We start from the raw sequence: 24,399 nt of genomic DNA, 5'->3' as shown, positions 1-24,399 counted from the left end.
CCCGCGGCCGGGAGCAAAGGCTCCCGGCCGCGGGTCGTGTCACTTGAGACCGATCTCCGCGCACGCGGCCTTGTACGCCGGCGTGCAGATCTCCGAGGTCTTGTAGATGCCGTCCTCGATCACCGTCGACTTGATGGTGTCCTGGGTCAGCGGGCGGACCGAGACCAGGAGCGAGGGGATGTTCTTCGTGCTGGCGTTCTCCGACGTGTCGCCGGCCAGCGCGTCGAACTCGACCATGCGGCCCTGGGCGATCCGGACCGCCATCTGCGCGGCGCCCACCGCCTCCTCGGGGTAGGACTTGTAGACGCTCATGTACTGCTCGCCCGCGACGACCCGCTGCACCGCCGGCAGCTCCGCGTCCTGGCCGGTGACCGGGGGGAGCTCGGTGAGTCCTGCGGCCTTCAGGGCCTTGATGACGCCGCCCGCCATGCCGTCGTTGGCGGAGTAGACGCCCGCGATGTTGTCCTTGCCGAGCGCGGTGATCGCGTCCCGCATATGGGCCTGCGCCGTCTCCGGCTTCCAGCCGTCGGTGTCGTAGCTCTTGGCGACGTCCACCTGGTTCTCGAACTGGGAGAGCGCGCCGTCCTTGAACACGGCGGCGTTCGGGTCGGTCGGCGAACCGTTGATCATGACGATCTTGCTGTTCCTGCGGTCGCTGCCGAGCGCCTTGAGCAGCGCCTGGCCCTGGACCTGGCCGACCAGCTCGTTGTCGAAGGCCACATAGCCGGAGACGGGGCCCTCGGCGAGCCGGTCGTAGGCGATGACGGGGATGTCCGCTTCCTTCGCCTTCTTGACGGACGGGGCTATCTTCTTCGCGTCCACCGCGCTGACCAGCACCACGTCGACCTTGTCGGCGACCATTTTGTCGAGCTGGGCGCTCTGCTTGGCCGCGTCCTGTCCGGCGTTGGCGTAGACGACCTTGCCCTTGCCGTTGGTGAGCTTGTCGACCTGCTTCTCGATGATGGGGTGGTCGAACTTCTCGTAGCGTGCCGTCTCGGACTCGGGCAGGAGCAGGCCGACCGTGACGTCGTCCCCCTTCCTGTCCTCCTTGGCGCTTGAGTCGTCGGAGTCGAGCAGTCCGCCGCAAGCGGCGAGCGAGAGGGCCAGCATGCCGACGGTGACGGCGGCGGTGGCTTCACGTCTACGGGTTTTCATTCGTCCACTTCCTAGACCTGACCGCTTCGCTGCGGTCCGGGGTGGCTGAAAGCCAACCCGGAGGCCCCGCTGACGTCAAGGAGTCAATCGATAACAAGATGACATTGGCGCCATGTGTTTCAGAGTTGAACTGTTCGGGATGAACCGGCGCGGCGGGGCCCCCGCGAGGCGCGGGGCCCTGCGCTGGGGGTTGGGGCGCGTGAGGCTCCCGGCGGGGCTCCGGGAGCGGGAAGCGGAGGGGAAGCTTCGCATTTCCCGGTTTCGCGGACGAAATAATCAGAGCATGATCGTGCCCGGAAGCTCACACCGTGCTACTGTTGATCGGAGTTGCAGTTGTGGTTCCCATAAGACTTCAAGTGCCTTAGGCGGATCTGATCCGCCGGGCACTTTTGTATTTCCGGAGCGGTTTTCCGGACGGGGCAATCAACGTGGCGACGCCGGAGTTCGCACAGTGCGGTCTCCGGGCTTGCCCCGAAGGAGATTTTGGTATGGCTAACGGCACCGTGAAGTGGTTCAACTCGGAAAAGGGCTTCGGCTTCATCGAGCAGGAGGGTGGCGGCCCGGACGTCTTCGCCCACTACTCGAACATCGCCACCTCTGGCTTCCGTGAGCTCCAGGAAGGCCAGAAGGTGACCTTCGACGTCACGCAGGGCCAGAAGGGCCCGCAGGCGGAGAACATCCTCCCCGCCTGACGCTCACGCGCTGACACGAGGCTGGTGCCCGCACCTCACGGTGCGGGCGCCAGCTCGTTGCTGTTTGCAGACTTGTCTGCGTTTCTAAGTTTTTGCTTTTTTGGCTCGTGCTTGCAATTCGTTCGGTTGGATTTCACCGAGAATTCCTCGATGCGTGCCTTATCGAGGAAGGTTCCCCGTGAACCGTTCAGGTCGCACGAACGATCGCCATTTCGGCAACAACCGCCACCGAGGCCACAGCGGCCAGAAGCGCCGCCCCACCGCCCCGCAGGGCGAATTCGCCTCCCCCGTCACCGTCACCCCCGGCCTCCCCGCGGCGGAGACCTTCGGCGAACTCGACATGCCGGAGACGCTCCTCACCACGCTCACCGGCCTCGGCGTGACCGAGCCGTTCCCGATCCAGGCGGCCACGCTGCCCAACGCCCTGGCCGGGCGCGACGTACTCGGCCGCGGACGCACCGGATCGGGCAAGACCCTGGCCTTCGGCCTGCCGCTCCTCGCCCGCACCGCGGGCCGCCGCGCCGACGCGAAGCGACCGCTGGCCCTGGTCCTCGTCCCCACCAGGGAGCTCGCCCAGCAGGTCACCGAGGCACTCACGCCGTACGCGAAGGCGCTGAGGCTGCGCGTCGCCACCGTGGTCGGCGGCATGTCGATCGGCCGCCAGGCGGGCGCGCTGCGCGGCGGCGCCGAGGTGCTCGTCGCCACGCCCGGCCGGCTGAAGGACCTCATCGAGCGCAGGGACTGCCGCCTCGACCAGGTGGCGATCACGGTCCTCGACGAGGCCGACCAGATGGCCGACATGGGCTTCATGCCGCAGGTCACCGAGCTGCTCGACCAGGTGCGCCCGGACGGACAGCGGATGCTGTTCTCCGCCACCCTCGACCGCAACGTCGACCTCCTGGTCCGGAACTACCTCCAGGACCCGGTGGTGCACTCCGTCGACCCGTCGGCCGGCGCGGTCACCACGATGCGCCACCACGAACTGCATGTGCACGGCGCCGACAAGACCGCCACCGCCACCGAGATCGCCGCCCGCGACGGCCGCGTGATCATGTTCCTCGACACCAAGCACGCCGTCGACCAGTTCACCCGGCACCTGCTGGGCAGCGGCGTGCGCGCCGCCGCGCTGCACGGCGGCAAGTCGCAGCCCCAACGGACGCGTACGCTCGCCCAGTTCAAGTCCGGCGACGTCACGGTCCTGGTCGCCACGAACGTCGCGGCCCGCGGCATCCACGTCGACAACCTCGACCTGGTGGTCAACGTCGACCCGCCGAGCGACCACAAGGACTATCTGCACCGCGGCGGACGCACCGCCCGCGCCGGCGAGTCCGGCAGCGTCGTGACCCTCGTGCTGCCGAACCAGCGGCGCGACATGAGCCGACTGATGGCCGCCGCAGGGATCCGGCCGCAGATCACCCAGGTCCGCTCCGGCGAGGCCGAGTTGAGCCGCATCACGGGCGCGAAGGCCCCCTCCGGCGTGCCGATCGGCGGCGCCACGCCCAGTGTGGAGCGCCCCAAGCGGGGTGGCGCGCCGTTCCGCGGGATGGGCAGCCGTCCGGGGCGGTCCGGCGGCGGTTCACGCCGGGGCGCCGAGTCGCGCGAGATGGCCGAGGCGCGGAAGGCGGCGCGGGTGCGGCGCGGGGCCTGAGCGACCGGCCGTACCTGACTGGCTCCGCCGGATAATCGATTGCCCGGCGGGGCGTCAGCCGTGAGGCTCGCCGCATGCCTGTCGACCCTCATCTGCTCGCCGCCTTCACGGTGACCACCGTCATCGCCCTGATCACTCCGGGGCCGGACATGCTGTTCGTGCTCGGCTGCGGCATCCGGGGCGGGTCCCGCGCCGGTCTGCTGGCCACGCTCGGGGTGATCACGGGAGACGCGCTGTACGTCGTCGCGGCAGCCGCCGGGCTCGCGGTGCTGCTGACGACGTTCCCGGTGGTGTTCACCGTGCTGCGGTTCGCGGGGGCCGCCTATCTGGTCTACCTCGGCGTCCAGATGATCCGCCGGCGCAAGCAGGGCCAGGGCCTCGACGAGGCCGCCGGCGGGATGTCGGGACGGCGGGCGTTCCTCAACGGGGTGGTGTCCTCGGCGGCCAATCCGCAGACGTTCACATTCATGGTCGCCTTCCTGCCCCAGTTCATCGACCCGGCGGCCGGCCCGGTCTGGGCGCAGTTCGCCGTACTCGGCGGCGTACTGATCGTCCTGGAGTTCCTCGCCGACGGGACGGTGGGCGTGCTGGCCGGGCGTATCGGCGGCTGGCTGCGCGAACGGCAGGCGGCGCGGCGCCGGATCGACGCCGCCACCGGGGGCCTGTTTATCGGCCTGGGCGTCAGGCTGGCGGCCGAGCGCTGACGCCGCCCACGTCGTAGGCCCGCGCGAGCGTCTCCACGGTGGCGGCCATGGCCCGGCGGAGCTCGGCCGGGGCGACGACCTCGACGTCCACGCCGAGCCGCAGCAGCTCGCCGCAGGCATGCTCGGTGCCTTCCACCGGGATGACCGCCTCGACCCATCCGTCGTCGCCCACCGCCGTCGCGGTGGCGTCGACCGCCCTGACGACATCCGGGGCCACGTTGTCGGGCAGGCGCCGACGTCCGTGCGGGGAGAGCCGGACGGTCGCGGTGCCGGTGTAGCGGCGCGCCCGGAAGTCGTCGAGGTAGGCGGCCCAGTACGAGCCGAGGTCGAAGTCGTCCGGCCTGTCGAAGAGTTCGTCGCACAGCACCGCGTCCAGGACCTGGGCGACGCGGTACGTCGCCGTTCCCTTCTCCGAGGCGGCAACGGCGTACCAGGTACCGGACTTGAGCACCAGGCCGTAGGGGCGCAGACGGCGGCTCACCTCCTGCGGGGCGCGCCAGCGGCGGTACCGCACGTCCACCGCACGCCGGGTGAGCACCGCGTCGACGAACAGCGGGAGATACGGCGTCTGTTCGGGCTCCCGGTACCAGCCGGGCGCGTCCAGATGGAACACCGCGCTGACCCGCGCGGCCTCCTCGCGCGGCCCCGTCGGCAGCGCGGCGAGCAGCTTCAGCCGGGCCGCCGTCACCTCGGCCGCGAGCCCCAAGTCGGCGGCGGGTCCGGGCAGTCCGGCGAAGAACAACGCCCGCGCCTCGCCCTCGCTCATCCCGGTGAGCCGGGTGCGGTACCCGTCGAGCAGCCGGTAGCCGCCGCCGCGGCCCGGCTCCGCGTAGACCGGCACGCCCGTGTCCTGGAGCCGCGCCAGGTCACGGTAGGCGGTGCGTATGGAGACCTCCAGTTCGTCGGCGATCTCGGCCGCGGACATACGGCCGCGCGACTGCAGCAGGAGCAGCACCGACAGGAGTCGACTGGCAGACATGCGCGCATTCTCCCCGGAAACCCTGACAGGACCTGTCACAAGGGGGCTTTAGCGTCGGCACGCGCCATCGACGTACGACCGTCGGCACGAGCCGTCTGGATGTACGACCGTCGGCGCGCACCATCGACGAACGACAACGGAACAACAGGAGTCCCGCTGTGTCACCCACCGGCCTCGTCGGCCCGCCCGCCGTGATCGAACTCCGCCAGTACACACTGCGTCCGCACCGGCGCGACGAACTCGTCGAGCTGTTCGACCGGGAGTTCGTCGAGACCCAGGAAGACGTCGGCATGAGCGTGCTCGGCCAGTTCCGGGACCTCGACGACCCCGACCGCTTCGTCTGGCTGCGCGGATTCCGCGACATGGAGACACGCCACCGCGGGCTCACGGACTTCTACGGCGGCCCGGTGTGGGCCGAGCACGGCCCGCAGGCCAACGACACGATGCTCGACTCCGACGACGTGCACCTCCTGCGTCCCCTGCACACAGCGAGCGGCTTCACCGCGTCCCCCGCCGACCGGGCGCCGGTCGGCGCTCCGGCCCCGGAGCGGTTCGTGGCCGCCGTACTGTGGTCCTTCGCGCCCGGACAGGAGAAGGGCGTCGAGCTGATCCGGGACGGCCTCCTCGCCGTGCTCGCGGCGACCGGACCCGCGCCGCTCGCTTTGCTGACCACCGAGTCCGCCCCCAACACGTTCCCCCGGCTGCCGGTCCACACCGGCAGGAACGTGGCCGCGGTCTTCACTTCGTACGCCGATGAGACCGCGTACCGGCGGCACCTCGCCGCGCTCCGGGCTGATCCCCGCGCACGGGACGAGATCCTGCCGGCCGTCGAACGCGAGCAGACGTCGGAACCCCGGACGCTCCGGCTGGCGCCGACCGGCCGCTCGCTCATCTCCTGAGCCGAACCCTGAGCCGAATCCTGGTCCGGCCCTGATTCGGCCCTGATCCGGCCCCCGATCCGGATGTCAGGCGGTGGCCGGTCCGCCGATGCCGTGCAGCAGCGTCTCGACGACGCGCGTGGCGAGCGCGTCCACGGCGGCATCGGTGGCCGGTGCCTCGGCCGCCGCCTCGTGGATGAGGGCGTAGTAGACGCGCCGCGCCCAGTCGAGGTCGGTGTCGGGCCGGAGCAGGCCGGTGTCACGGGCGCGGGCGAAGAGCCGCTCGCACGAGGCGAGTACCTCGGCGTGCACGCGCGCGACTTCGGGGGCGTCGCCGGGGACGGCACCCATCGCGAAACCCCAACTGATCTTCACGCGGAGCACGTTCGCGGTGACCTGGTAGAGCGCGACGGCGGGCGGCGCGGTGTCCGGCCGGGCCGCTTCGACGGCTTCATGGAAGCGCTGGGTCGCCCATGCCGCGAGCGCCACGATCAAGGCGTCCCGCGAGGTGAACCGCCGGTGGACGGTGGTCCGTGCGACCCCGGCAGCCTCGGCGATCTGCTCCATGGTCGCCGCCGGGTTCGCGGACAGGACCCGCTCGGCGGCTTCGAGGATCGCGCGGACCGTCCGCTCGGTGTCGGCGCGCAGCGGTTTCGGGGAGGCGGGGATCGCCATGGGGCGCGGGTCCTTCCGGGGTGGTGGTCGTCAGGTGACGAGAGTACGTCCATGTGGCGGGTCCTCGATGAGTTGCAACATGCATGTCGCATATCGTAGGTTCAATGCATCGAGCGTGACGCAATTGGCGTGACGTGACGTCACGTGATGTCTGCCTGGAGGATCACCATGGACATGTACCTGAACGGCAAGACCGCCCTGGTCACCGGGGCCGGCCGCGGCATAGGACTGGCCGTCGTCCGGGCGCTGGCCGCCGAGGGCGTCCGTGTCGTCGCGGCGAGCCGCACGCCCACCCCGGAAGTGAAGGCGGCCGGTGCGATCCCGGTGGCAGTGGATCTTTCGGAGCCCGCCGGAGCCGAGCGGCTTGTGGAAGAGGCCGTGGCCCGGCTGGGCGGCATCGACATCCTGGTCAACAACGTCGGCGGTGGGGACGGTGGCCTGTCGGGCGGCTTCCTCGACACGACCGACGCGCAGTGGGCGCAGGTCGTCGACCTCAACTTCCTCGCCGCCGTCCGGGTCACGCGCGCCGCCCTGCCCGCCCTGCTCACCTCCCGCGGGGCGATCGTGAACGTCTCCTCGATCGGCGCCCGCGTCCCGCACGGCGGACCCATCGCCTATACGACGGCCAAGGCCGCGCTCACCGCGTTCGGCAAGGCACTGGTCCACGAGTTCGGCCCGCGGGGGGTGCGTGTGAACACCGTCTCGCCCGGCCCGGTCCGCACCGCGATGTGGGAGAGCGAGACGGGGTACGGCGCGGAACTGGCCGCGTCCATGGGGGTTTCCCGGGCCGAGCTGCTGGCCGGGCTGCCCGCGGCGATGGGGATGGTCATCGACCGCCTCGTCGAACCGGACGAGGTCGCCGCGCTCGTCACCTATCTCGCCTCACCGCTCGCCGCGGCGACGAACGGCGCGGACCACGTGATCGACGGGGGATCAGTCAAGACGGCCTAGCCGCAGGTCTCTTCACCGTGTCGGCGCGTACGGAGCTGGTGCGTACGGAGCTTGCGCCTACGAGGCTTGTGTCTACGGAGCCTGCGTATACAGAGCCTGCGTATACAGGGCCTGCGTATACAGAGCCTGCGTATGCAGGGCCTGCGTCTACGGAGCTTCTGACGAACGGTCACTCTCGCGCTTCCGGCAGATTGCACATGCCAGAAGCAAGTGCGAGGGAAAAGGCTATCGGCTGCCCGCTGGTCCTCGGACGTTTTCGAGCGAAACTCCCCGACAGCCGACACAAGCCCCCAAGAATCCCCCTGGAATTGTTCACTCCGCATCGGCCCTCCGACCCGCCCGATGCCTTCGTCCAGGGGGAGACCACCTTGACCGCAAGCACGAACGCCGCCGCGCCCGGACCGACGCTCATCGGCTCCGTCAGACGGGCCATGCTGCTGCTGGAAGCCATCGCCTCGTACGGAAACGGAGTCCCGGCCAAGCGCCTCGCACGGGAGACCGGATTACCCATCGCCACCACCTATCACCTGCTCCGTACGCTCATCCACGACGGCTACCTCCGTCGCGAGGGCGGCCGTTACGTGATCGGCGAGGGCGTGACACGACTCGGCGACGCCGCCGAGCGGCGATCCGGCAGGGCCGATCTGGACGACTGGCTCGGCACCTTGCGCGACGAGCTGGGGGCCGCCGTCTACTTCGCCACGTACGAGGACGGCGAGGTCAATCTCGTCGCCCGCGCCGAGGGTCCCCGCACCCCCGGCGTCGAGCAGTGGGCCGACTTCCGCCGCACCGCGCACGCCCACGCCGTCGGCCAGTGCCTGCTCGCCCAACTCGACCGCGAGGCCCGCCGCGACCACCTCGCACGGCACCCCGTGGAGCACCTCACGCCGTACACCTACCGCGAGGAATCGACCCTGCTGCGCCGCCTGTCCGCCCTGCGTCGGGGCGCACCCGTGCTGGAACGCCGGCAGTACGCGGCGGGCACCGTCTGCGCGGCCGTGCCCATCACCGTCGGGACGGTCCCCGCGGCCGTCGCGCTCTCGCTGCCCGCCCATCTCGACCACCTCCTGGAGCACCGCTCGTCGCTGCTCCAGCGCCATGCCGAGTCCACGCTCACCACGCTGGCCTTCAGCGTCCGCAGCACGGGCCAGAGCGGGAGCCAGAGCCAGAGCCAGGGCCTGGGCTGACGGCGAGCGCGTGCCGCCGTGCGGGTGGAAGTCGGGCCGCCCTCCAGGGGAGGGCGCGGCCTGTCGCGCGGTGTCCGTCGGGGGCGGGGCCCAAGGTGCGTGGAGGAATCACTTCCTATCGCCTGAGGAGCTGGTTATCGACATGCTCGGACTGTTCCACACGTCCCGCGCCGGACGCCTGCTGACCACCGTGAGCTGTGCGTTCGCCGCCGCGTCCGTCCCCCTGTTCCCGGCGGGGAACGCCCTGGCGTCGACGGGCGGTCCCTCGGCAGGGGGACCCGCGGCGGCCGGGAAGGTCATGGCGGCGCCGCTGCCGGGCGGACTCGGCCCGTGCGTACCGGGCAACTGCCCTCCGGGGCCGTACCCAGAGGTCAACAACCAGGGCATCCAGTACCGCGACGACGCGATCAACATCTTCGCCGGCGGTGACTTCCTCGTCCGCGGAAGCGCCGCCGAGGCCGAGGGCCGCGTGGTCGTCCTCGGTGACTTCGACCAGGACAAGGCGGCAGGGGCCAGCGCCATCTACAACATCGGCGAGGCAGGAGTCGGCTCCCGCGTCACGCCGTCCATCGGCTCCGACTGGCTGACGACCGGCGGTGACGTCACCGTTGCGGGGGGCGAGCGACTCCTGGCCGAGCAGGGCGTCGTACGCCACGCGGGTACGACGAGCGGCACGATCCTCGCCCAGGAAGTGGACGAGGACCCCGACGCGGTCGACCCGTACAGGGCGTTGCGCGCTCAGCTCACCACGGCCAGCCAGTGCTACGCGCACGGCGACGGCGGCACGCGCGCACCGACGGGGACCGCCGTGCACGCGGGCGGCGAGACGGTGTTCACCGGCGACGGCACATCGGCGCTGCAGGTCTTCAACGTCGACTTCGACATGCAGAGCGCGAGCGGCGGTCAGGAAGGCATCCGGTTCGAGAACATCCCGGACGGCGCCACGGTCCTCGTCAACGTGCTCGGCGACCAGCCGGTCATCAACACCTACAGCGGCGGCATCGACGACGCGACGGACCCGTTCAACGCGCTGAGGGAACGCCTGCTGTGGAACTTCCCCGACGCCACGGGTGTGGAGATCAAGGGCACCGGCCAGTTCCAGGGCAGCGTACTGATCGGGCAGAACGCGTCGAACGCGACGATCAGTGTGCCGGGCGTCAACGGACGCTTCTTCACGGCGGGTTCGATCCTCCACACCAGCTCGGCGAGCGGCGGTGGCGGCCAGGAGTTCCACAGCTACCCCTTCGTCGGCGACCTGCCCGAGTGCTGGAACGCGCCCACCGTCATCGGCAGGGTGACCGTCGTCAAGAGGGACCAGGAGGACGGCACGGTGCTGCCGGGCGCCGAGTTCCAGCTCTGGCGCGAGACCAACGGCGCCGCCGGTGTGCAGACCTCGGGAGCCGACGCCGACACGCAGATCGGTGACGCGTGCACCACGGACGCCGAGGGCGAGTGCGGCCGCGCCGTGCCGGTCGGCACCTACTACTGGGTGGAGACCGAGGCGCCGGACGGGTACGAACTGCCCTCCCCGGCGTCCTTCGGACCGCTCGTGCTGACCGAGGCCAACGCGAGCGGTGGCGTCACGGTCACCGCGAACAACACGAAGGAGGACGACAACGGCGAAGATCCCCAGGGCGACATCCACGTCGTCAAGACGGACCGGGACAACGGCCGCCCGCTCGCCGGGGCCGTGTTCGAGCTGTGGCGTGAGACGAACGGCCGTGCCGGACTGCAGACGGGCGGCGCGACGCCGGACACCCGTAAGGGACAGGGCTGTTCCACGGACAGCCGGGGCCGCTGCGACTTCCCCGACCAGGAGCTCGGCACCTACTACCTCAGGGAGACCGCGGTCCCGGACGGCTACCGGCTGCCCAAGCCTCCCGTCACCGGCCCGTACCGGCTGACCGAGGGCAACGCCACCGCCGGTGTCACGGCCAGGCTCAAGAACGACCGTGACGAGGGAGGCAAGGGCAAGGGCGGCAAGCGCTGACCCCGGACTGAACCGAACCGTTCCGGGCGCCGCCGGCTGACCTGCTGTCAGCCGGCGGTGCCCGGCTTCGTGCCCCACACGTAGACGCGATCGCCCTTGCGCAGCAGCCCGTACAGCCGCTTCGCGTCCGCCACCGTCAGATTGACGCAGCCGCCGGAGCCGGAGGAGTAGAGGTCGTGCCGGGTGCCGTGCAGCGCCTGGCCGCCGTTGAAGAACTGGGCGTACGGCATCGGCACGTCGTAGATCGTCGAGAAGTGGTCCCGGTGCTTCCAGTAGATCCGGTGCCAGCCGCGCCGCGTCTCCAGACCGTCCCGGCCGCTGCGCATCGGCACCGGGTCGAAGACGAGCCGCCGCTTCACCTGCACCCAGAGGATCTGCCGGGTGAGATCCGCGCACACCACCCGGTACGCCCTGGCCGGGCAGGCCTTGCGTGCCGCGGGGTTACGCCGTGCCTGGTCGGCGACGAGGACGCGGTACGTCCGTAGCGACGCACGCCCGTCGGCGGGCTTCACCCCGAGCCGCCGTTGCAGATTTCGGATGGCCGCGCAGTCCTCGGGGGACTGCACTCCGTCGACCGGGCGCCGCAACTCCCGCTCCAGCTGCCGCTGGTAGGGGGCGGTGCCCGCGGTGCAGGGAGCTTCGGGGCGGGTGGAGGCGGCGGCTGCCGGGGAGGTGAGCAGGGCGATGGCTGTGGCAGTGGCGGTTGCGCTCAGCAGGAACGTACGAAGGGAGAGAGGCTGAGGCTGGATGCGTCGGATCATATAGTCACATTTGCCACATATTCCCTGTCTAGACGGGACTGTTCAGGCGAACGACTGCGACGGCGTGCTCCCCATCCCCTCCTCCGCTGCTGTCTGTCTGCGGCGGAGGAAGGGAGGAGCGCGCGGGCCGTCGGCTCAGGTGCCGCAGTTGCCCGATGTGGGTTCATCGGCGAAGCGGCGGCCGAGCCATTCGAGGGCCGGGCCGTTGCCCTGGATCGCCGTGCCAACGTGGGACTGCCCGGGGAAGGACTTCCACTCCACGGCGTTCCCCTTCGCGCACCAGTCGGCCCGCAACTGCTGCCCGACCGCGTACGGAATCGTCTCGTCCGCGTCCCCGTGGTACACGAACGTCGGCGCGGAAGGCCGTACGGTGCCGATCAACTGGTCGGCGATGGCCTGCCGCCAGTCCGGCTGGTCCAGCGGGTTGGACGTGGTGACGTCCTCGATCTTCTTGCCGCGCCCGGCCTCCAGGGCCGTGCCGACGCACTCGTTGCGTACGACGTCGGCGAGCTTGCGGCCCTCGTCGTTGAGGTACTTGTCGAGCGACAGGGGTGGCTGGGCGGCGTTCAGGCCGACCGCCGACATCAGCAGATAGCCGGCGCTGTCCCCGCCCTCCAGCGAGTCGGCGACCTTGGTGAGATCGGCGGGAACACCGCCGCTCGCCGTCCCCTTGACCTTCAGTTCGGGGGCGTACGTCGCGGCCATCTCGGCGGCCTTCGCGCTGGCGCCGCCGCCCTGCGAATAGCCCATGATCCCGACGGGCGCGTCCGGAGTGATGCCGTACTTCGCGGCCTCCGGGTGCCGCTGGGCCGCACGCGCCGCGTCCAGTACGGCGCTGCCCTGAGCCCTGGCGACCATGTAGGTGTGGTCGCCGGGCGTGCCGAGGCCTTCGTAGTCGGTGACGACGACGGCGTAGCCGCGCACCAGCGCGGCGTTGACGAGGGGCGCCTCCGCCGTCGTACCGCCCGGGAATCCGGCGGACGGCGCGCACTTGTCGCCGAGGCCGACGGTGCCGACGGCGTACGTGATCAGGGGGCGCGGGGTGGTCTTGCCGTCGTCGGGGACGATGACGGTACCGGAGACGGCGTTGGACCGCCCGTCGGCGGAGGTCGAACGGTAGGAGATCTTCCAGGCCTTGGTGGGGGTGGGGGCGCCGGGCGTGTACTGGAACGAGGACGGCTCGGAGGCGAGGATCTCGCCGGGGGTCTTCTTCTTGGGCTTCTTGGCCTTCTTGGCGGGCTTCTTTCCCGGCTTCTTCTCCGGGCTCTTCGCCGTGCTCTGTGTTGTCGCGGGGGTGGCGTCCGGGGCGCCGGCCGGCGCGTTCGCGCTCTGTGCGGCGGCGGATCCGGGGAGCCCGAGCACCGCGACGGCGAGAACGGCGCCCGCGGCGACCGGCCGTCTGCGTGAGGCTGACATCATGCGGCTCTCCCAACTCTCCTGTGGGGAAGGGGGGTTGGGCAGCACCGTACTGACCCGTCAGTAAGAGAGCCATAGATGTCACAAGCCGTCTATGGCCGTCTCGCTATCGCCGTGTGTCGCCCGACTCGGCCCGTGTCTTGGCGCCTTGGTCGGTGAGCCACCGTACGACGTCGCCGGCGTCCTGGGCGCGGGCGATGTCCAGGGGTGTCATGTCGTCGTAGCCGATCCAGTCGAGATCGGCGCCGGCCTTCAACAGGCGCTGAGCGGCGTCGAGTTGACCCCCGTGGCAGGCGCCCCAGAAGGCGCTGGTGACGGCCGGCGGGGACGGTGGCTCGGGTGTGGCGAGGAAGGCCTCGACCCGGTCGAGCAGTCCGAGGGTGGCCGCGTCCTGGAGGTCCGCGCGGGCCCCGAGTTCCAGCAGCCGGTGCGCCGCGCGCCACTGGCCGAAGCCGCGGGCGTCGGCGAGGGGCGTGCCGCCGCCGATGACGGCGCCGGACGCCTCGATGTCGGCGCCCGCGTCGACCAGGGCGTCCAGGGCGATGACGTCGTTGTTGCTGGCCGCCCAGTGCAGCGGCGTCTCGGTGTGGGCGCCGATGAAGCGGGCGTCGGGGTCGGCGCCCGCCGCGACGAGGGCGGCGATGACGGCGGTGGCCTGCGGGTAGTGGCCGGGCCAGTCGGTCGCGACGTGCAGCAGACTGCGCCCGCCGGCGGAGGCGGGACCTTCGGTGGTGACGGTGCCTGCGGCGAGACCCTGATGATCGGTCAGGAGCCGGTGCAGGGCTGGGAGATCACCGGTCCGGATCGCGTCGGTCACGGCGACGGCGAGCGGATCCCGGCTGTCGAGGTCAAGCGGGTGTCGTGGGTTGAGCTGGTTCATGAGGTGGTAGGCCTCCTGCTCGATGACGCGGTCGTTCCCATCATCCCGCCGCCATCCTGGTCCAGACCTATTGACGGAAGGTCTGGACCACTTTACGGTGTGGCGCATCGCCCCACGTACGTCTCCAGGCACCACAGTCCAGGAGGTCAGCGTGACACCCCGAACCCCGTCAAGACCCCTCTCCCCGCGCCGCGCGCCGTCCCGGCTGCTCGCGATCGGCCTGACGGCGGTCTGCGCCATGGCCACGCTGATCGGCGCGGCGCCGGGTGCGTCGCAGGACACCGCAGGCGGCGCTGCCCGCGCCACCACCCAGGACGAGACCTGCGCGGTCAAGTCGAAACCCGCGGGCAAGGTGCTCCAGGGCTACTGGGAGAACTGGGACGGCGCGGCCAACGGCGTGCACCCGCCGTTCGGTTGGACCCCGATCACCGACAGCCGCATCCGCGAGCACGGCTACAACGTGATCAACGCGGCCTTCCCCGTCATCCGCTCCGACGGAACCGTCCTGTGGGAGGACGGCATGGACTCGACGGTGAAGGTCGCGACGCCCGCCGAGATGTGTCAGGCGAAGGCGGACGGCGCCACGATCCTGATGTCGATCGGGGGCGCGACGGCGGGCATCGACCTCAGTTCGAGCACGGTCGCCGACCGGTTCGTCGAGACGGTGGTGCCGATCCTCAAGAAGTACAACTTCGACGGCATAGACATCGACATCGAGACCGGCCTGGTCGGCAGCGGCGACATCACCAAGCTCTCCGCCTCGCAGTCCAACCTGATCCGCATCATCGACGGCGTACTGGCTCAGATGCCCTCGAACTTCGGCCTGACGATGGCCCCCGAGACCGCGTACGTCACCGGAGGCAGCGTGACGTACGGCTCCATCTGGGGCGCCTACCTCCCCATCGTGAAGAAGTACGCCGACAACGGCCGCCTCTGGTGGCTGAACATGCAGTACTACAACGGCAGCATGTACGGCTGCTCCGGCGACTCCTACTCCGCCGGAACCGTCGAGGGATTCACCGCCCAGACGGACTGCCTCAACAAGGGCCTGGTCATCCAGGGCACCACGATCAAGGTCCCCTACGACAAACAGGTCCCGGGCCTGCCCGCCCAACCGGGCGCGGGCGGCGGCTACATGGCCCCGAACCTCGTGACACAGGCATGGAACCACTACAACGGGGCGCTGAAGGGCCTGATGACGTGGTCCATCAACTGGGACGGGTCGAAGGGGTGGACCTTCGGGGACAATGTGAAGGGGCTTCCGTAGCGCGGGTCGCTCGCGCAGGTCAAGACCCCGGTCCGTAGACGCGGAGGAAGGCCCGCACCCCGGCGGTCACCGCCTCGCCCGCCTCCTGGGCGGACACCGGAAGGGCTCCGTCACGAGACTTCCGGGGTGGCCGCGGTGAGGGCTGCCGCGAGGAGCGTGGGCGGACCGTCCAGGGTGGGGCTGTGCAGGGCCTCGGTGCGGTGTACCAGCCGGGGTGCGGTCAGGGGGACCGCGCTGAGGTCGGGGAGGTCCTCGATCGCGGGCTGGGGGAGAAGTGCGAGCCCGTGTCCCGCAGTGATGAGAGCGATGAGTCCGCGTATGTCGGTTCCTTCGTAACGCACGGCCCCGTGGTAGCCGTCGGAGCCGCTGGCGGTGCGCAACTGGTTGAGCGAGACGGCGGTGTCGGGTGCGTCGATCCATCGGGCGTCGGCGAGGTCGGCCAGGCGCAGACCGGCGCGGCGGGCCAGCGGGTGCCGGGCGGGGAGTGCCACGGCCAGGGGCTGTTCCGCGACGGCCGTCGCGGTGAGCGGGCCGACGTCGACGAGGTGGAGCGGGTCGTTGGGCGCGGCGATGCCGTCGACCAGGCCGAGGTCCACGGTCGCGGTCGCGACCTCGCGCGCGATGGCCTCGCGGCCAAGGACGCGCACCGTCACCTCCAAGCGGGGCTGCGACCGGCGCAGGCCGGCGAGCGTCCGGCCGAACCGCGGGCTCAAGGCCAGCGGTGAGGCCCCGATGACGGTGCGGGCGGCGGGTGCCGCGGTCAGGCGCGCGATATCTGCGCGGGCGGCGTCCAACCGCAGCAGCAGCGGCCCGGCGTGCTCCAGCAGGCGGACGCCGACGTCCGTCGGGGTGACCGGGCGCCGCAGCAGGAGGGCCGCCCCGAGGTCGCCTTCGAGCGCGGCGATGTGCTGGGAGACCGCCGACTGCGTGTAGCCCAGTTCGCGGGCCGCCTCGGAGAACGAACCGCAGCGGCACACGGCCACGAACGTACGAAGGAGGTGCGGATCCATGCCCATCAGTATCGCTAATGGAATGGTGATGAATCATCGTTGGCGCTGAACTCGGTTACCGGGGCAGGCTGTCCACATGCCCGAACCCTTGAACTTCCCGACGGCCCGCGTCGCGCTGGTGGGCGACCGCTCGCCCAGCGTCCGGGCCCACGCCCGCATCCCCGCTCTCCTCGACGCACTGGCCCAGCGCGACCAGTTGGTCCTGGACGCGTACTGGATCCCGACCCCGGACGCAGAACCCGACGGGGCCCTCGACGGCTTCGATGCGATCTGGGTGGTGCCCGGCAGCCCGTATCGCAGCGAAGCCGGGGCGATCGCGGCGGCTCGCACCGCGCGTGAGCGGGGCATCCCGTTTCTGGGCACCTGTGGCGGCTTCCAGCACGCGGTCCTGGAGTTCGCGCGCAACGTGTGCGGGCTTCGTGGCGTCCATCACGCGGAGAACCAACCGGAAGCGGACGACCTGCTGTTCGTCCCGCTGGCGTGCTCCCTGGTCGGCCACGAAGGCGTGGTCGACATCGACAGGGGCTCGCTGGCGGAGCGCATCATGGGAGCCGAGCGGACAACCGAGCGCTATCACTGCTCGTTCGGCCCCAGTCCGGACTACCTCGATGTCCTGCGTGCGCACGGACTGCGCTTCAGCGGGGCCGACGAGGCGGGCGACGTACGGATGGCCGAGCTGCCGGACCACCCCTTCTTCCTGGCCACCCTGTTCCAGCCCGAACTCGCGGGAGACGGCACCCGCCCCCACCCGATCATCCGGGCACTGGCTTCCGCCGCGGTCGAACATGCCGCCAAGGACTCCGTACGGATGAGCTGAGTTGCCGGATGAGGGCGGCGAGGTTTCGCACGTCGGCGCAGAGTGCGTCGGCCAGTGCCGGTCCGGCGGTTTCGCGGCGTCTGCGACACGGCGGCCGTGCGGGCAGGCACTTGCCCGCACGGCCCCGGCCCCTGGAAGGCGGGGTTCCCACCGCTAGGGAGCATGCCTTGATCGACCTCACCGACATGTTCGGCGAGGGATGGTGTCTGACCCTCGCCCCCGTGACAGCCGCGTTCGCCGACCCCAACCATGGCCGCGGGTCGGCGCACGACGGGGTGGCCGAACACCTGGACCTGGCGTTCTCGAACCCGAACTCGACGTACCCGCTACTCGACGTACCCGCTGCTGGCCGCCCCGGGCGTCCCTGCGCCGCGGGACAAGAAGTTCCCCGGCCAGTACCAGCCCGGCAATGACAACGCCCCCGGGCTGCACCGGATCACCGCGAAGCTGCACAAGACCGCGTACAACGAAAAGCTGTACCACAAGAATGGAGCGTGCTTTAAGACCGGCCGCTACAAGGACCTCTACAAGGACACGGGCCTTCCCGGCGGCACGAACCCCGGAGAGGACTGCGACGAGTACCCCTTCAGGAGATCGACAGGTAGGCGCCTGCCGCTCGGTTCGGGGGTGAGGCCCCCACCCCGCCGTTCATCGGGGTGGGGGCCTCACCGCTGCGCCCGGCACGGGAATGCACGAGACTTGGGTGAGAGGCCCGGTGCGTTTGCGCCTGCCCGGGTGAAGGTGACCTGCCGTGCTCGACGTACCGCTGTGGCTGTGGGGAGCGTTCGCCACGACCGTCGTGGTGTCGCTGGCGGTCGATCTGCTGGCCCATCGCAGCGCGCACGTCATCGGCTTCAAGGAAGCCGCCGCCTGGAGCGGCTTGTGGGTGGGCCTGGCGCTGACCTTCGGCGCCGTGATCTTCCTTGTCCTCGGCACAACGGCGGGAACCGAGTACACGACCGCGTGGCTGCTGGAGAAGAGCCTCTCCGTCGACAACCTCTTCGTCTTCGCCGTGATCTTCGCGTACTTCAGGGTTCCGCGCGCCTATCAGCACCGGGTCCTGTTCTTCGGCGTCATCGGCGCGCTGGTCTTCCGCGGGATCTTCCTGTCCCTCGGCGTGGCCGTGGTCAGTCGCTTCACGGCCGTTCTCTTCGCGTTCGCCGCGATCCTCTTCTACAGCACCTACAAGCTCCTCAAGGACGAGGAGGAGACCTTCGACCCCGGCAAGAGCTTCGCCGTTCGGATGCTCCGCAAGATCATTCCTGTGGGGGACGAGTACGCCGGGGCGAGGTTCTTCGTCACGGAGGCCGGCAAGCGCATGGCCACTCCACTGCTTGCGGTGGTCGCGGCCATCGAGGCGGCCGACCTGATCTTCGCCGTCGACAGTGTCCCGGCCGTCCTGGCCGTCAGTGACGACGCGTTCATCGTCTACACCAGCAACGCCTTCGCCATCTTGGGACTGCGAGCCCTCTACTTCATGCTCGCCGGGCTCCTTGACCGCTTCCACTACCTGAACACGGGTCTCGCGATCATCCTGTCCTTCATCGGCGTCAAGCTCATCCTTCAGGCATCACACAAGGTCATCAGCAGCAGCGTCCCCGAGGTGCCCTCACTCGTCAGTCTGGCTGTGATCGTCGTCGTACTGGCCGGATCGATCATCCTCAGTCTGACCAGGCCCGTCGGCCCTCCAGGCGGCAGATCGCAGGAGTCCGGGCCGGACGGGGACGGATAGCGGCACCGGTGTGTGAAGCCCGCCTGCGAGGCACGCTCTTCCACTACCCATTTCCCAAATCTGGGCATACCGTAAAAAAATGGTCAAGAAAGAGCAAGGTGTCGATTCATTTGTGTGCCCGGAGTGCAAGCAGCCGGTCACTGCCGAGGTGAAGCGCCATAAGACGCTCGGTGTCTATGTGCCGGTGTGGGGCCCGGGGGCATGCCACAACGCCAAGTGTTCCGAGTACGTCCCGGCGCCACGCCACAGGCCCGAACCCCACGCACACGCGTGACGGCGGATTCAATACCTAACCCGTCTGTTCCAGGAGAGAGCCCGGAGGCTCGTATGGCCGCGACGTGCTCAGGAGTGGAAGGCGAGGTACGGCGCGAGGAGGAGCAGGGCGGCGACCAGGATGGCCTTGAGGCGGCGGGTCGGGATCGCGTGGGCGATGCGCCAGCCGATCAGCACACCGGCCAGTTCCGGAATCCCGACCAGTGCCGCGAGCGGCCAGTCGACGTTTCCGTTCGTCACGTAGCCGATGGTGCCGACAGCGGCGATCACCACCGACTGGGCCTGGGCGGCGGCGAGTGAGGACAGGAGGGGTACGCCGCAGGAGACGAGGAGCGGCACGCTCAGCATGGGACCGCCAAGCCCGAACAGGCCCGCGACGACGGCCACGGTGGCCCCCAGCAGGACGGCCGGTCCGGTGGCGAGGGAGGCCGTGCTCGCCCCGGTGGCGTCGGAGCGGCGATCGCGCACCCAGACGAGCAGGCCGGCGGCGGCCACCGCGAGCGCCAGGAGCACACCGAACGTACGACCGCTGACGGCGCTGTTGAGCACGACCCCCACCGGTGTGCCGACCAGTGCCGCGCCCGCGAGCCGCCGGGCGAGGGTGCGGGTCAGGGGATCGCGCAGCTGGCCCGAACGCACGTAGACCGCGGTGCCGAGGGCGCCGGTGGCGATGTGCGTGGTGATGGCGGTGCCCGCGACACTCGCGGGAGAGAGGCCGGTCAGGAGGAACATGCCGATGGTGGGCAGGACCCCGCCCGGTCCGATCGCCGCGATGCCGATGCCGCCTGCCAGCCCGAAGAACGCGAGTGCCACCGCGGTCCAGACGTCGGCGTGCGCCGCCCAGTTCATCGAGGCCCCCGATGCAGGACCGCGCTCAGCGTGAGCCGGTCGGCGCGGATACGGAGGGACTCGGCGTCGATCGGCCGGCCGTCCGGCAGGTGCGTCAGCCGGTCGATCGCGAACAGGGGAGCGCCGGTCGGAACGCCGAGGAGGGCGGCGGTGTCGGCGTCGGCCGTGATGGCATGCACGGTCACCTCCGCGTGGCCCAGGGGACCGCCGGTGACTTCCTCGATGAGACCGAAGACGTCACGGCTGGCCAGGGGCTGGTCGAGCAGCGGCCGACCGATGTCCGGAGCCAGCCATGTCGTGTCGACGGAGAGGGGTTCGCCGTCGAGCGAGCGCAGCCGTTCCAGCTCGACCGCCGCGCTGGTGGCGGGTAGCCGAAGCCGCTCAAGGACGCTCGGAGGAGGGCGAGGCACAAGGCGTGCGACGCGGACCTCGTTGCGGATCTCCCCGTACCCGCCCAGGGTTTCGGCCAGCCCCGTCAAGCGGTCGAGGCCATGGCCGAGCTTCGCGCGGACGATGCGCGTGCCGACGCCACGTGTGCGGGAGATCAGGCCTTCGTCCCGCAGCAGGCCGAGCGCCTCGCGCACCGCGTTGCGCGAGCCGTCGAGGTCGCGCATCAAGGATTCCTCGTCGGGCAGGCGCCCGTGGTCGAAGGCGCCGCTGACGATCTGCCGGCGCAGCGTGTCCGCGAGCCGCCGGGCGCGCTGCCCCCGCGGGCTGGAGGAGACGTGGCGCCGGGCGCTCCCGCGTCTGTGCTCGTACTCGTCCCTGTCCATGACTTCCCGCGTTGTCCCTGTCCATGGCTTCCCCCGCGTTCTCGCTCTGGGGATCCCCGGCCGACTCTGCAACGGCGGCGACGCTACCTCCGGGCGATTACGCCGGAGTTACGCCACCCGGCCTGAGCTGGGTACTTGCCTGACCTGGGGGTTTCTGGAGCCGGAAGGCGGCAACGCCGGGCGGGGTGTCCGGGTGAGCCGGGCCGCAGCCTGGCCCCAGCGCCCCGCGTCGCCCCTCGGTTCGTACCGGGTCAGCCGCTGGGTGCGGGACAGCACGTCCCGCATCTCCGCTCGGCCGGCGACCAAGCCCTGCGCCCGTGCCTGTACGAGGATGTTGCCGAGCGCGGCTGCCTCTGTGGGGCCCGCCACCACGGGCAGGCCGCAGGCGTCGGCGGTGAGTTGGCAGAGCAGGGCGTTGCGGGTGCCGCCGCCGACGATGTGGACGACGTCCACGGGGTGATCGGCGAGCCGCTGGGCCTCCTCGACCGCCCGGCGGTGGGCCAGCGCCAGGGAGTCGACGATGCAGCGCGTGATCTCGGCGGGGGTGCGGGGCTCGGGCTGGCCCGATGCGCGGCAGGCCTCCGCGATCCGCTCCGGCATCCGGCCCGGCGCGAGGAACGCCGCGTCGCCCGCGTCCACCACCGACCGCAGCGCGGGCACCTCGGCGGCGTTCCGCAGCAACGTACTCAAGTCGGGGTCGCCCCAGGAACGTACGCATTCCTGGAGGAGCCACAGGCCCATGATGTTGCGCAGATAGCGGACCGTGCCGTCGAGGCCCAGTTCGTTCGTGAAGTTCGCGGCGCGGCTCGCCTCCGTGAGTACCGGGGCGTCCAGCTCCAGGCCGGCCAGTGACCAGGTGCCCGTGCAGATGTACGCGAACCGCTCGCCCGTGGCGGGCACGGCGGCCACCGCCGACGCGGTGTCGTGCGAGCCGACCGTCGTCACCGGCACGGGTCCGGTCAGGCCTGTCTCGGCCAGTAGCTCGGGTCGCAGCAGGCCCGCCGGGGCGCCGGGGAGCCGTAGCGGAGGGAAGAGAGCGAGGTCGATGCCCACGCGCGCCGCCACCTCCTGCGACCAGTCGCGGGTGCGCGGGTCGATGAGCTGGGTCGTCGAGGCGTTGGTCAGCTCCGTGCCCTGCTCGCCCGTCAGCCAGTAGGAGAGCAGGTCGGGAATGAGCAACAGGCTGCTGGCGGAGGCGAGTTGGGCGGTGGTACGCGCTGCCGCCAGCTGGTACAGCGTGTTGAACGGTGCGTACTGGATGCCCGTCGCCGCATACAGCTCCGTGGCGGGCATCGACGCCCACACCTTCTCGGCGATCCCGTCCGTGCGGGCGTCGCGGTAGTGCACCGGGTTGCCCAGCAGCGCGCCGTCCGCGTCGAGCAGGCCGTAGTCGACGGCCCAGCTGTCGATGCCGACGGAGTCGAGCCGCCCGCCGCACAGGGCGCCCGCCGCGCGGATTCCGTCCAGCATCCCGGCGTACAGCCCGAGGATGTCCCAGCGCAGCCCCTCCGGCACCCGCACCGGCCGGTTCGCGAACCGGTGCGCCTCCGTCAGCTCCAGTGTGCCGGGGCCGACGCGGCCGACCATGACGCGCCCGCTGGAGGCGCCCAAGTCGACCGCGGCGTACGACATCACGCCGCCGCTCATCGCAGGAACGCGGCGGCGACGCCGGCGTCGACCGGGATGTGCAGCCCGGTGGTGTGGGTCAGCTCGCCGCCCGTCAGCGCGAAGACCGCGTTCGCGACATGCTCGGGCAGCACCTCGCGCTTGAGGAGCGTCCGCTGTGCGTAGAACTCGCCCAGCTTCCCCTCCTCCACCCCGTACACGGCGGCCCGTTGCGCTCCCCAGCCGCCCGCGAAAATGCCGGAGCCGCGGACCACGCCGTCCGGATTGACGCCGTTCACCCGAATGCCGTGCTCACCCAATTCGGCTGCAAGGAGCCGTACTTGGTGCGACTGGTCGGCCTTCGTCGCGGAGTACGCGATGTTGTTGGGGCCCGCGAAGACGGCGTTCTTGGAGGTGATGTAGACGATGTCGCCGCCGAGGCCCTGTGCGATCATCACGCGCGCCGCCTCCCGCGACACGAGGAAGGAGCCGCGGGCCATGATGTCGTGCTGGAGGTCCCAGTCGCGGGCCGAAGTCTCCAGCAGCGGCTTGGAGATGGAGATACCGGCGTTGTTGACGACCAGGTCCACTCCGCCGAAGGCGAGCACCGCTGCCTTGAAGCCCTCAGCGATCCGCTCCTCGGACGTGACATCGACGGTGACGGCGATGGCCCGGTCCGGCCCGCCCAACTCCTCTGCTACGGCTGATGCGTTGACCGCGTCGAGGTCGGCCACCACGACACACGCGCCCTCGGCGACGAGCCGGTGCGCGATCGCCCTGCCGATGCCGCTGCCCGCACCCGTCACCAGCGCGACCCGCGTCGCCAGCGGCTTCGGTGGCGGCATCCGCCGCAACTTGTCCTCCTCCAACGCCCAGTACTCGATGCGGAACTTCTCCGACTCCTCGATCGGCGCGTACGTCGACACGGCCTCCGCGCCCCGCATCACGTTGATCGCGTTGATGTAGAACTCGGATGCCACGCGTGCCGTCTGCTTGTCCTTGCCGAAGCTGAACATGCCGACGCCGGGGATCAGGACGATCGCCGGGTCGGCGCCGCGCAGGGCGGGGGAGTCGGGCTCGGCGTGGCGCTCGTAGTAGGCGGCGTACTCCTCGCGGTACGCGGTGTGCAGTTCGGTCAGTCGCGCGAGCGCCGCTTCCAGCGGGGCGGTCGGCGGCAGGTCAAGGACGAGTGGCCGTACCTTCGTCCGCAGGAAATGGTCCGGGCAGGACGTCCCGAGCGCGGAGAGGCGCGGATGCCCGGCTCGCGACAGGAACTCCAGGACGGGTGCGGAGTCGTCGAAGTGCCCGATCTGCGGGGCGTCTTGGGAGGCGAGTGCGCGGACGTGGGGCGCCAGTGCGGCGGCCCGCTCCCTGCGTCCGGTCTCGGGCAGCGGTTCGTACCCCTCGATCGCGGGCCCGAACGGCTCGGCCTTCCCGCGCTCCGCGAGGAACTCCTCCGCGGTGCGGATGATGTGCAGCGAGTTCCGCTCGCACTCCTCGGACGTGTCGCCCCAAGCGGTGATGCCGTGACCGCCCAGAACGCAGCCGATGGCCCGCGGGTTGGCCCGCTTGAACTCGGCTATGTCCAGGCCCAGTTGGAAGCCGGGCCGCCGCCACGGCACCCACACCACCGTGTCGCCGAAGCACTCGGCGGTCAGCTTCTCGCCGTCGGCGGCGCAGGCGAGCGCGATGCCGGAGTCGGGGTGCAGATGGTCGACGTGCGGGGCGTCGACGAGGCCGTGCATGGCGGTGTCGATCGACGGGGCGGCGCCGCCCCTGCCGTGCAGGCAGTAGTCGAGCGCGGTGACCATCTCGTCCTCGCGCTCCACCCCCGGATACACGTCGGCGAGCGCCCGCAGCCGGTCGAGCCGGAGCGCGGCAAGTCCCGTCTCGGTGAGGGTGCCGAGGTCGCCGCCCGACCCCTTGACCCACATCAGCTCGACATCACCGCCGGTGACGGGATCGGTGTCGGTGCCCTTGGCGGACGCGTTGCCACCGGCGTAGTTGGTGTTGCGGGGATCGGAGCCCAGCCGGTGCGAACGCGCGAGCAGGGCGGAGGCCTGGGGGTGGGGTGCCATGGTCCGGCTTCTTCCTCTTCCTTCGGTCTCGCATGAAACGATTCAAGCCCAAAACTAGGGTACGCGGGCACGGCGTTGT

The 24,399-nt window shown here is 70.5% G+C and carries 21 protein-coding genes; 10 read left to right on the top strand and 11 right to left on the bottom strand.

Going from position 1 to position 24,399, the window contains the following annotated elements; genetic code table 11:
• Positions 1-39: 39 nt before the first annotated feature.
• Positions 40-1,155 (bottom strand): substrate-binding domain-containing protein, encoded by a 1,116-nt coding sequence (locus tag ACIBKX_RS17240; RefSeq protein WP_363272747.1) that lies wholly within the window; start codon positions 1,153-1,155, stop codon positions 40-42.
• A 488-nt stretch (positions 1,156-1,643) separates the two neighbouring features.
• Here ACIBKX_RS17240 and ACIBKX_RS17235 point away from each other — a divergent pair, with 488 nt between their 5' ends.
• The 3 genes from ACIBKX_RS17235 (at position 1,644) to ACIBKX_RS17225 (ending at position 4,199) form a co-directional block, all read left to right on the top strand.
• Positions 1,644-1,847: a cold-shock protein gene (locus tag ACIBKX_RS17235; protein WP_015031667.1), complete on the top strand. Its 204-nt coding sequence runs from the start codon at positions 1,644-1,646 to the stop codon at positions 1,845-1,847.
• A 178-nt stretch (positions 1,848-2,025) separates the two neighbouring features.
• Entirely contained in the window at positions 2,026-3,495 is a 1,470-nt protein-coding gene (locus ACIBKX_RS17230; protein WP_363272746.1) for a DEAD/DEAH box helicase, read from the top strand.
• 74 nt (positions 3,496-3,569) lie between these two features.
• Positions 3,570-4,199, top strand: a complete 630-nt coding sequence (locus ACIBKX_RS17225; protein WP_363272745.1) for a LysE family translocator — start codon at positions 3,570-3,572, stop codon at positions 4,197-4,199.
• Here ACIBKX_RS17225 and ACIBKX_RS17220 read toward each other — a convergent pair.
• On the bottom strand, positions 4,177-5,178 hold the full coding sequence (locus ACIBKX_RS17220) for a WYL domain-containing protein (protein ID WP_363272744.1): 1,002 nt from the start codon (positions 5,176-5,178) through the stop codon (positions 4,177-4,179). The genes ACIBKX_RS17225 and ACIBKX_RS17220 overlap by 23 nt on opposite strands.
• Positions 5,179-5,336: 158 nt before the next feature.
• Here ACIBKX_RS17220 and ACIBKX_RS17215 point away from each other — a divergent pair, with 158 nt between their 5' ends.
• Positions 5,337-6,077, top strand: a complete 741-nt coding sequence (locus tag ACIBKX_RS17215) for an NIPSNAP family protein (protein WP_363272743.1) — start codon at positions 5,337-5,339, stop codon at positions 6,075-6,077.
• Positions 6,078-6,143: 66 nt separating this feature from the next.
• On the opposite strand, the gene ACIBKX_RS17210 is transcribed toward ACIBKX_RS17215, so the two are convergent.
• Positions 6,144-6,731 carry a TetR/AcrR family transcriptional regulator gene (locus tag ACIBKX_RS17210; RefSeq protein WP_363272741.1) on the bottom strand — a complete coding sequence of 196 codons (588 nt, stop codon included), beginning with the start codon at positions 6,729-6,731 and terminating at the stop codon, positions 6,144-6,146.
• Positions 6,732-6,899: 168 nt separating this feature from the next.
• Here ACIBKX_RS17210 and ACIBKX_RS17205 point away from each other — a divergent pair, with 168 nt between their 5' ends.
• The 3 genes from ACIBKX_RS17205 (at position 6,900) to ACIBKX_RS17195 (ending at position 10,859) form a co-directional block, all read left to right on the top strand.
• Positions 6,900-7,682: an SDR family oxidoreductase gene (locus tag ACIBKX_RS17205; RefSeq protein WP_363272740.1), complete on the top strand. Its 783-nt coding sequence runs from the start codon at positions 6,900-6,902 to the stop codon at positions 7,680-7,682.
• Between the two features lie 368 nt (positions 7,683-8,050).
• Positions 8,051-8,869, top strand: a complete 819-nt coding sequence (locus ACIBKX_RS17200) for a helix-turn-helix domain-containing protein (RefSeq protein ID WP_363272738.1) — start codon at positions 8,051-8,053, stop codon at positions 8,867-8,869.
• A gap of 142 nt (positions 8,870-9,011) precedes the next feature.
• On the top strand, positions 9,012-10,859 hold the full coding sequence (locus ACIBKX_RS17195) for a choice-of-anchor A family protein (protein ID WP_363272737.1): 1,848 nt from the start codon (positions 9,012-9,014) through the stop codon (positions 10,857-10,859).
• 47 nt (positions 10,860-10,906) lie between these two features.
• Here ACIBKX_RS17195 and ACIBKX_RS17190 read toward each other — a convergent pair whose 3' ends face one another.
• From ACIBKX_RS17190 to ACIBKX_RS17180, 3 genes are all read right to left on the bottom strand, one after another.
• Positions 10,907-11,620, bottom strand: coding sequence for a L,D-transpeptidase (locus ACIBKX_RS17190; RefSeq protein WP_363272736.1), 714 nt, complete (start codon positions 11,618-11,620; stop codon positions 10,907-10,909).
• A 135-nt stretch (positions 11,621-11,755) separates the two neighbouring features.
• Complete coding sequence (locus tag ACIBKX_RS17185; RefSeq protein ID WP_363272735.1) at positions 11,756-13,039, bottom strand: lipase family protein; 1,284 nt, start codon at positions 13,037-13,039, stop codon at positions 11,756-11,758.
• A 103-nt stretch (positions 13,040-13,142) separates the two neighbouring features.
• Complete coding sequence (locus ACIBKX_RS17180; protein ID WP_363272734.1) at positions 13,143-13,916, bottom strand: ankyrin repeat domain-containing protein; 774 nt, start codon at positions 13,914-13,916, stop codon at positions 13,143-13,145.
• A 238-nt stretch (positions 13,917-14,154) separates the two neighbouring features.
• Here ACIBKX_RS17180 and ACIBKX_RS17175 point away from each other — a divergent pair, with 238 nt between their 5' ends.
• Positions 14,155-15,183 (top strand): chitinase, encoded by a 1,029-nt coding sequence (locus ACIBKX_RS17175; protein ID WP_363272846.1) that lies wholly within the window; start codon positions 14,155-14,157, stop codon positions 15,181-15,183.
• Between the two features lie 110 nt (positions 15,184-15,293).
• Here ACIBKX_RS17175 and ACIBKX_RS17170 read toward each other — a convergent pair whose 3' ends face one another.
• Positions 15,294-16,193: a LysR family transcriptional regulator gene (locus ACIBKX_RS17170; protein ID WP_363272733.1), complete on the bottom strand. Its 900-nt coding sequence runs from the start codon at positions 16,191-16,193 to the stop codon at positions 15,294-15,296.
• Between the two features lie 76 nt (positions 16,194-16,269).
• On the opposite strand from ACIBKX_RS17170, the gene ACIBKX_RS17165 reads away from it, so the two are divergent.
• Positions 16,270-17,010: a hypothetical protein gene (locus tag ACIBKX_RS17165; protein ID WP_363272731.1), complete on the top strand. Its 741-nt coding sequence runs from the start codon at positions 16,270-16,272 to the stop codon at positions 17,008-17,010.
• A 751-nt stretch (positions 17,011-17,761) separates the two neighbouring features.
• Positions 17,762-18,742 carry a TerC family protein gene (locus ACIBKX_RS17160; protein WP_363272729.1) on the top strand — a complete coding sequence of 327 codons (981 nt, stop codon included), beginning with the start codon at positions 17,762-17,764 and terminating at the stop codon, positions 18,740-18,742.
• A 342-nt stretch (positions 18,743-19,084) separates the two neighbouring features.
• On the opposite strand, the gene ACIBKX_RS17155 is transcribed toward ACIBKX_RS17160, so the two are convergent.
• The 4 genes from ACIBKX_RS17155 to ACIBKX_RS17140 form a co-directional block, all read right to left on the bottom strand.
• Positions 19,085-19,864: a sulfite exporter TauE/SafE family protein gene (locus ACIBKX_RS17155; protein WP_363272728.1), complete on the bottom strand. Its 780-nt coding sequence runs from the start codon at positions 19,862-19,864 to the stop codon at positions 19,085-19,087.
• On the bottom strand, positions 19,861-20,637 hold the full coding sequence (locus ACIBKX_RS17150; protein ID WP_363272727.1) for a GntR family transcriptional regulator: 777 nt from the start codon (positions 20,635-20,637) through the stop codon (positions 19,861-19,863). Before ACIBKX_RS17150 ends, ACIBKX_RS17155 begins: the two co-directional genes overlap by 4 nt.
• 108 nt (positions 20,638-20,745) lie before the next feature.
• Entirely contained in the window at positions 20,746-22,284 is a 1,539-nt protein-coding gene (locus tag ACIBKX_RS17145; protein ID WP_363272726.1) for a rhamnulokinase family protein, read from the bottom strand.
• The gene (locus ACIBKX_RS17140; RefSeq protein WP_363272725.1) at positions 22,281-24,320 is read right to left on the bottom strand and encodes a bifunctional aldolase/short-chain dehydrogenase; all 2,040 of its coding nucleotides are present in this window, start codon (positions 24,318-24,320) and stop codon (positions 22,281-22,283) included. The genes ACIBKX_RS17145 and ACIBKX_RS17140 overlap by 4 nt, the downstream gene beginning before the upstream one ends.
• Positions 24,321-24,399 lie beyond the last annotated feature (79 nt).

It is taken from the genome of Streptomyces sp. NPDC050658 (genome assembly GCF_044457025.1).
GTDB lineage: Bacteria > Actinomycetota > Actinomycetes > Streptomycetales > Streptomycetaceae > Streptomyces.
Note: the sequence above shows the minus strand (reverse complement) of the source record. Positions and strands in the feature narration are given on the sequence as shown.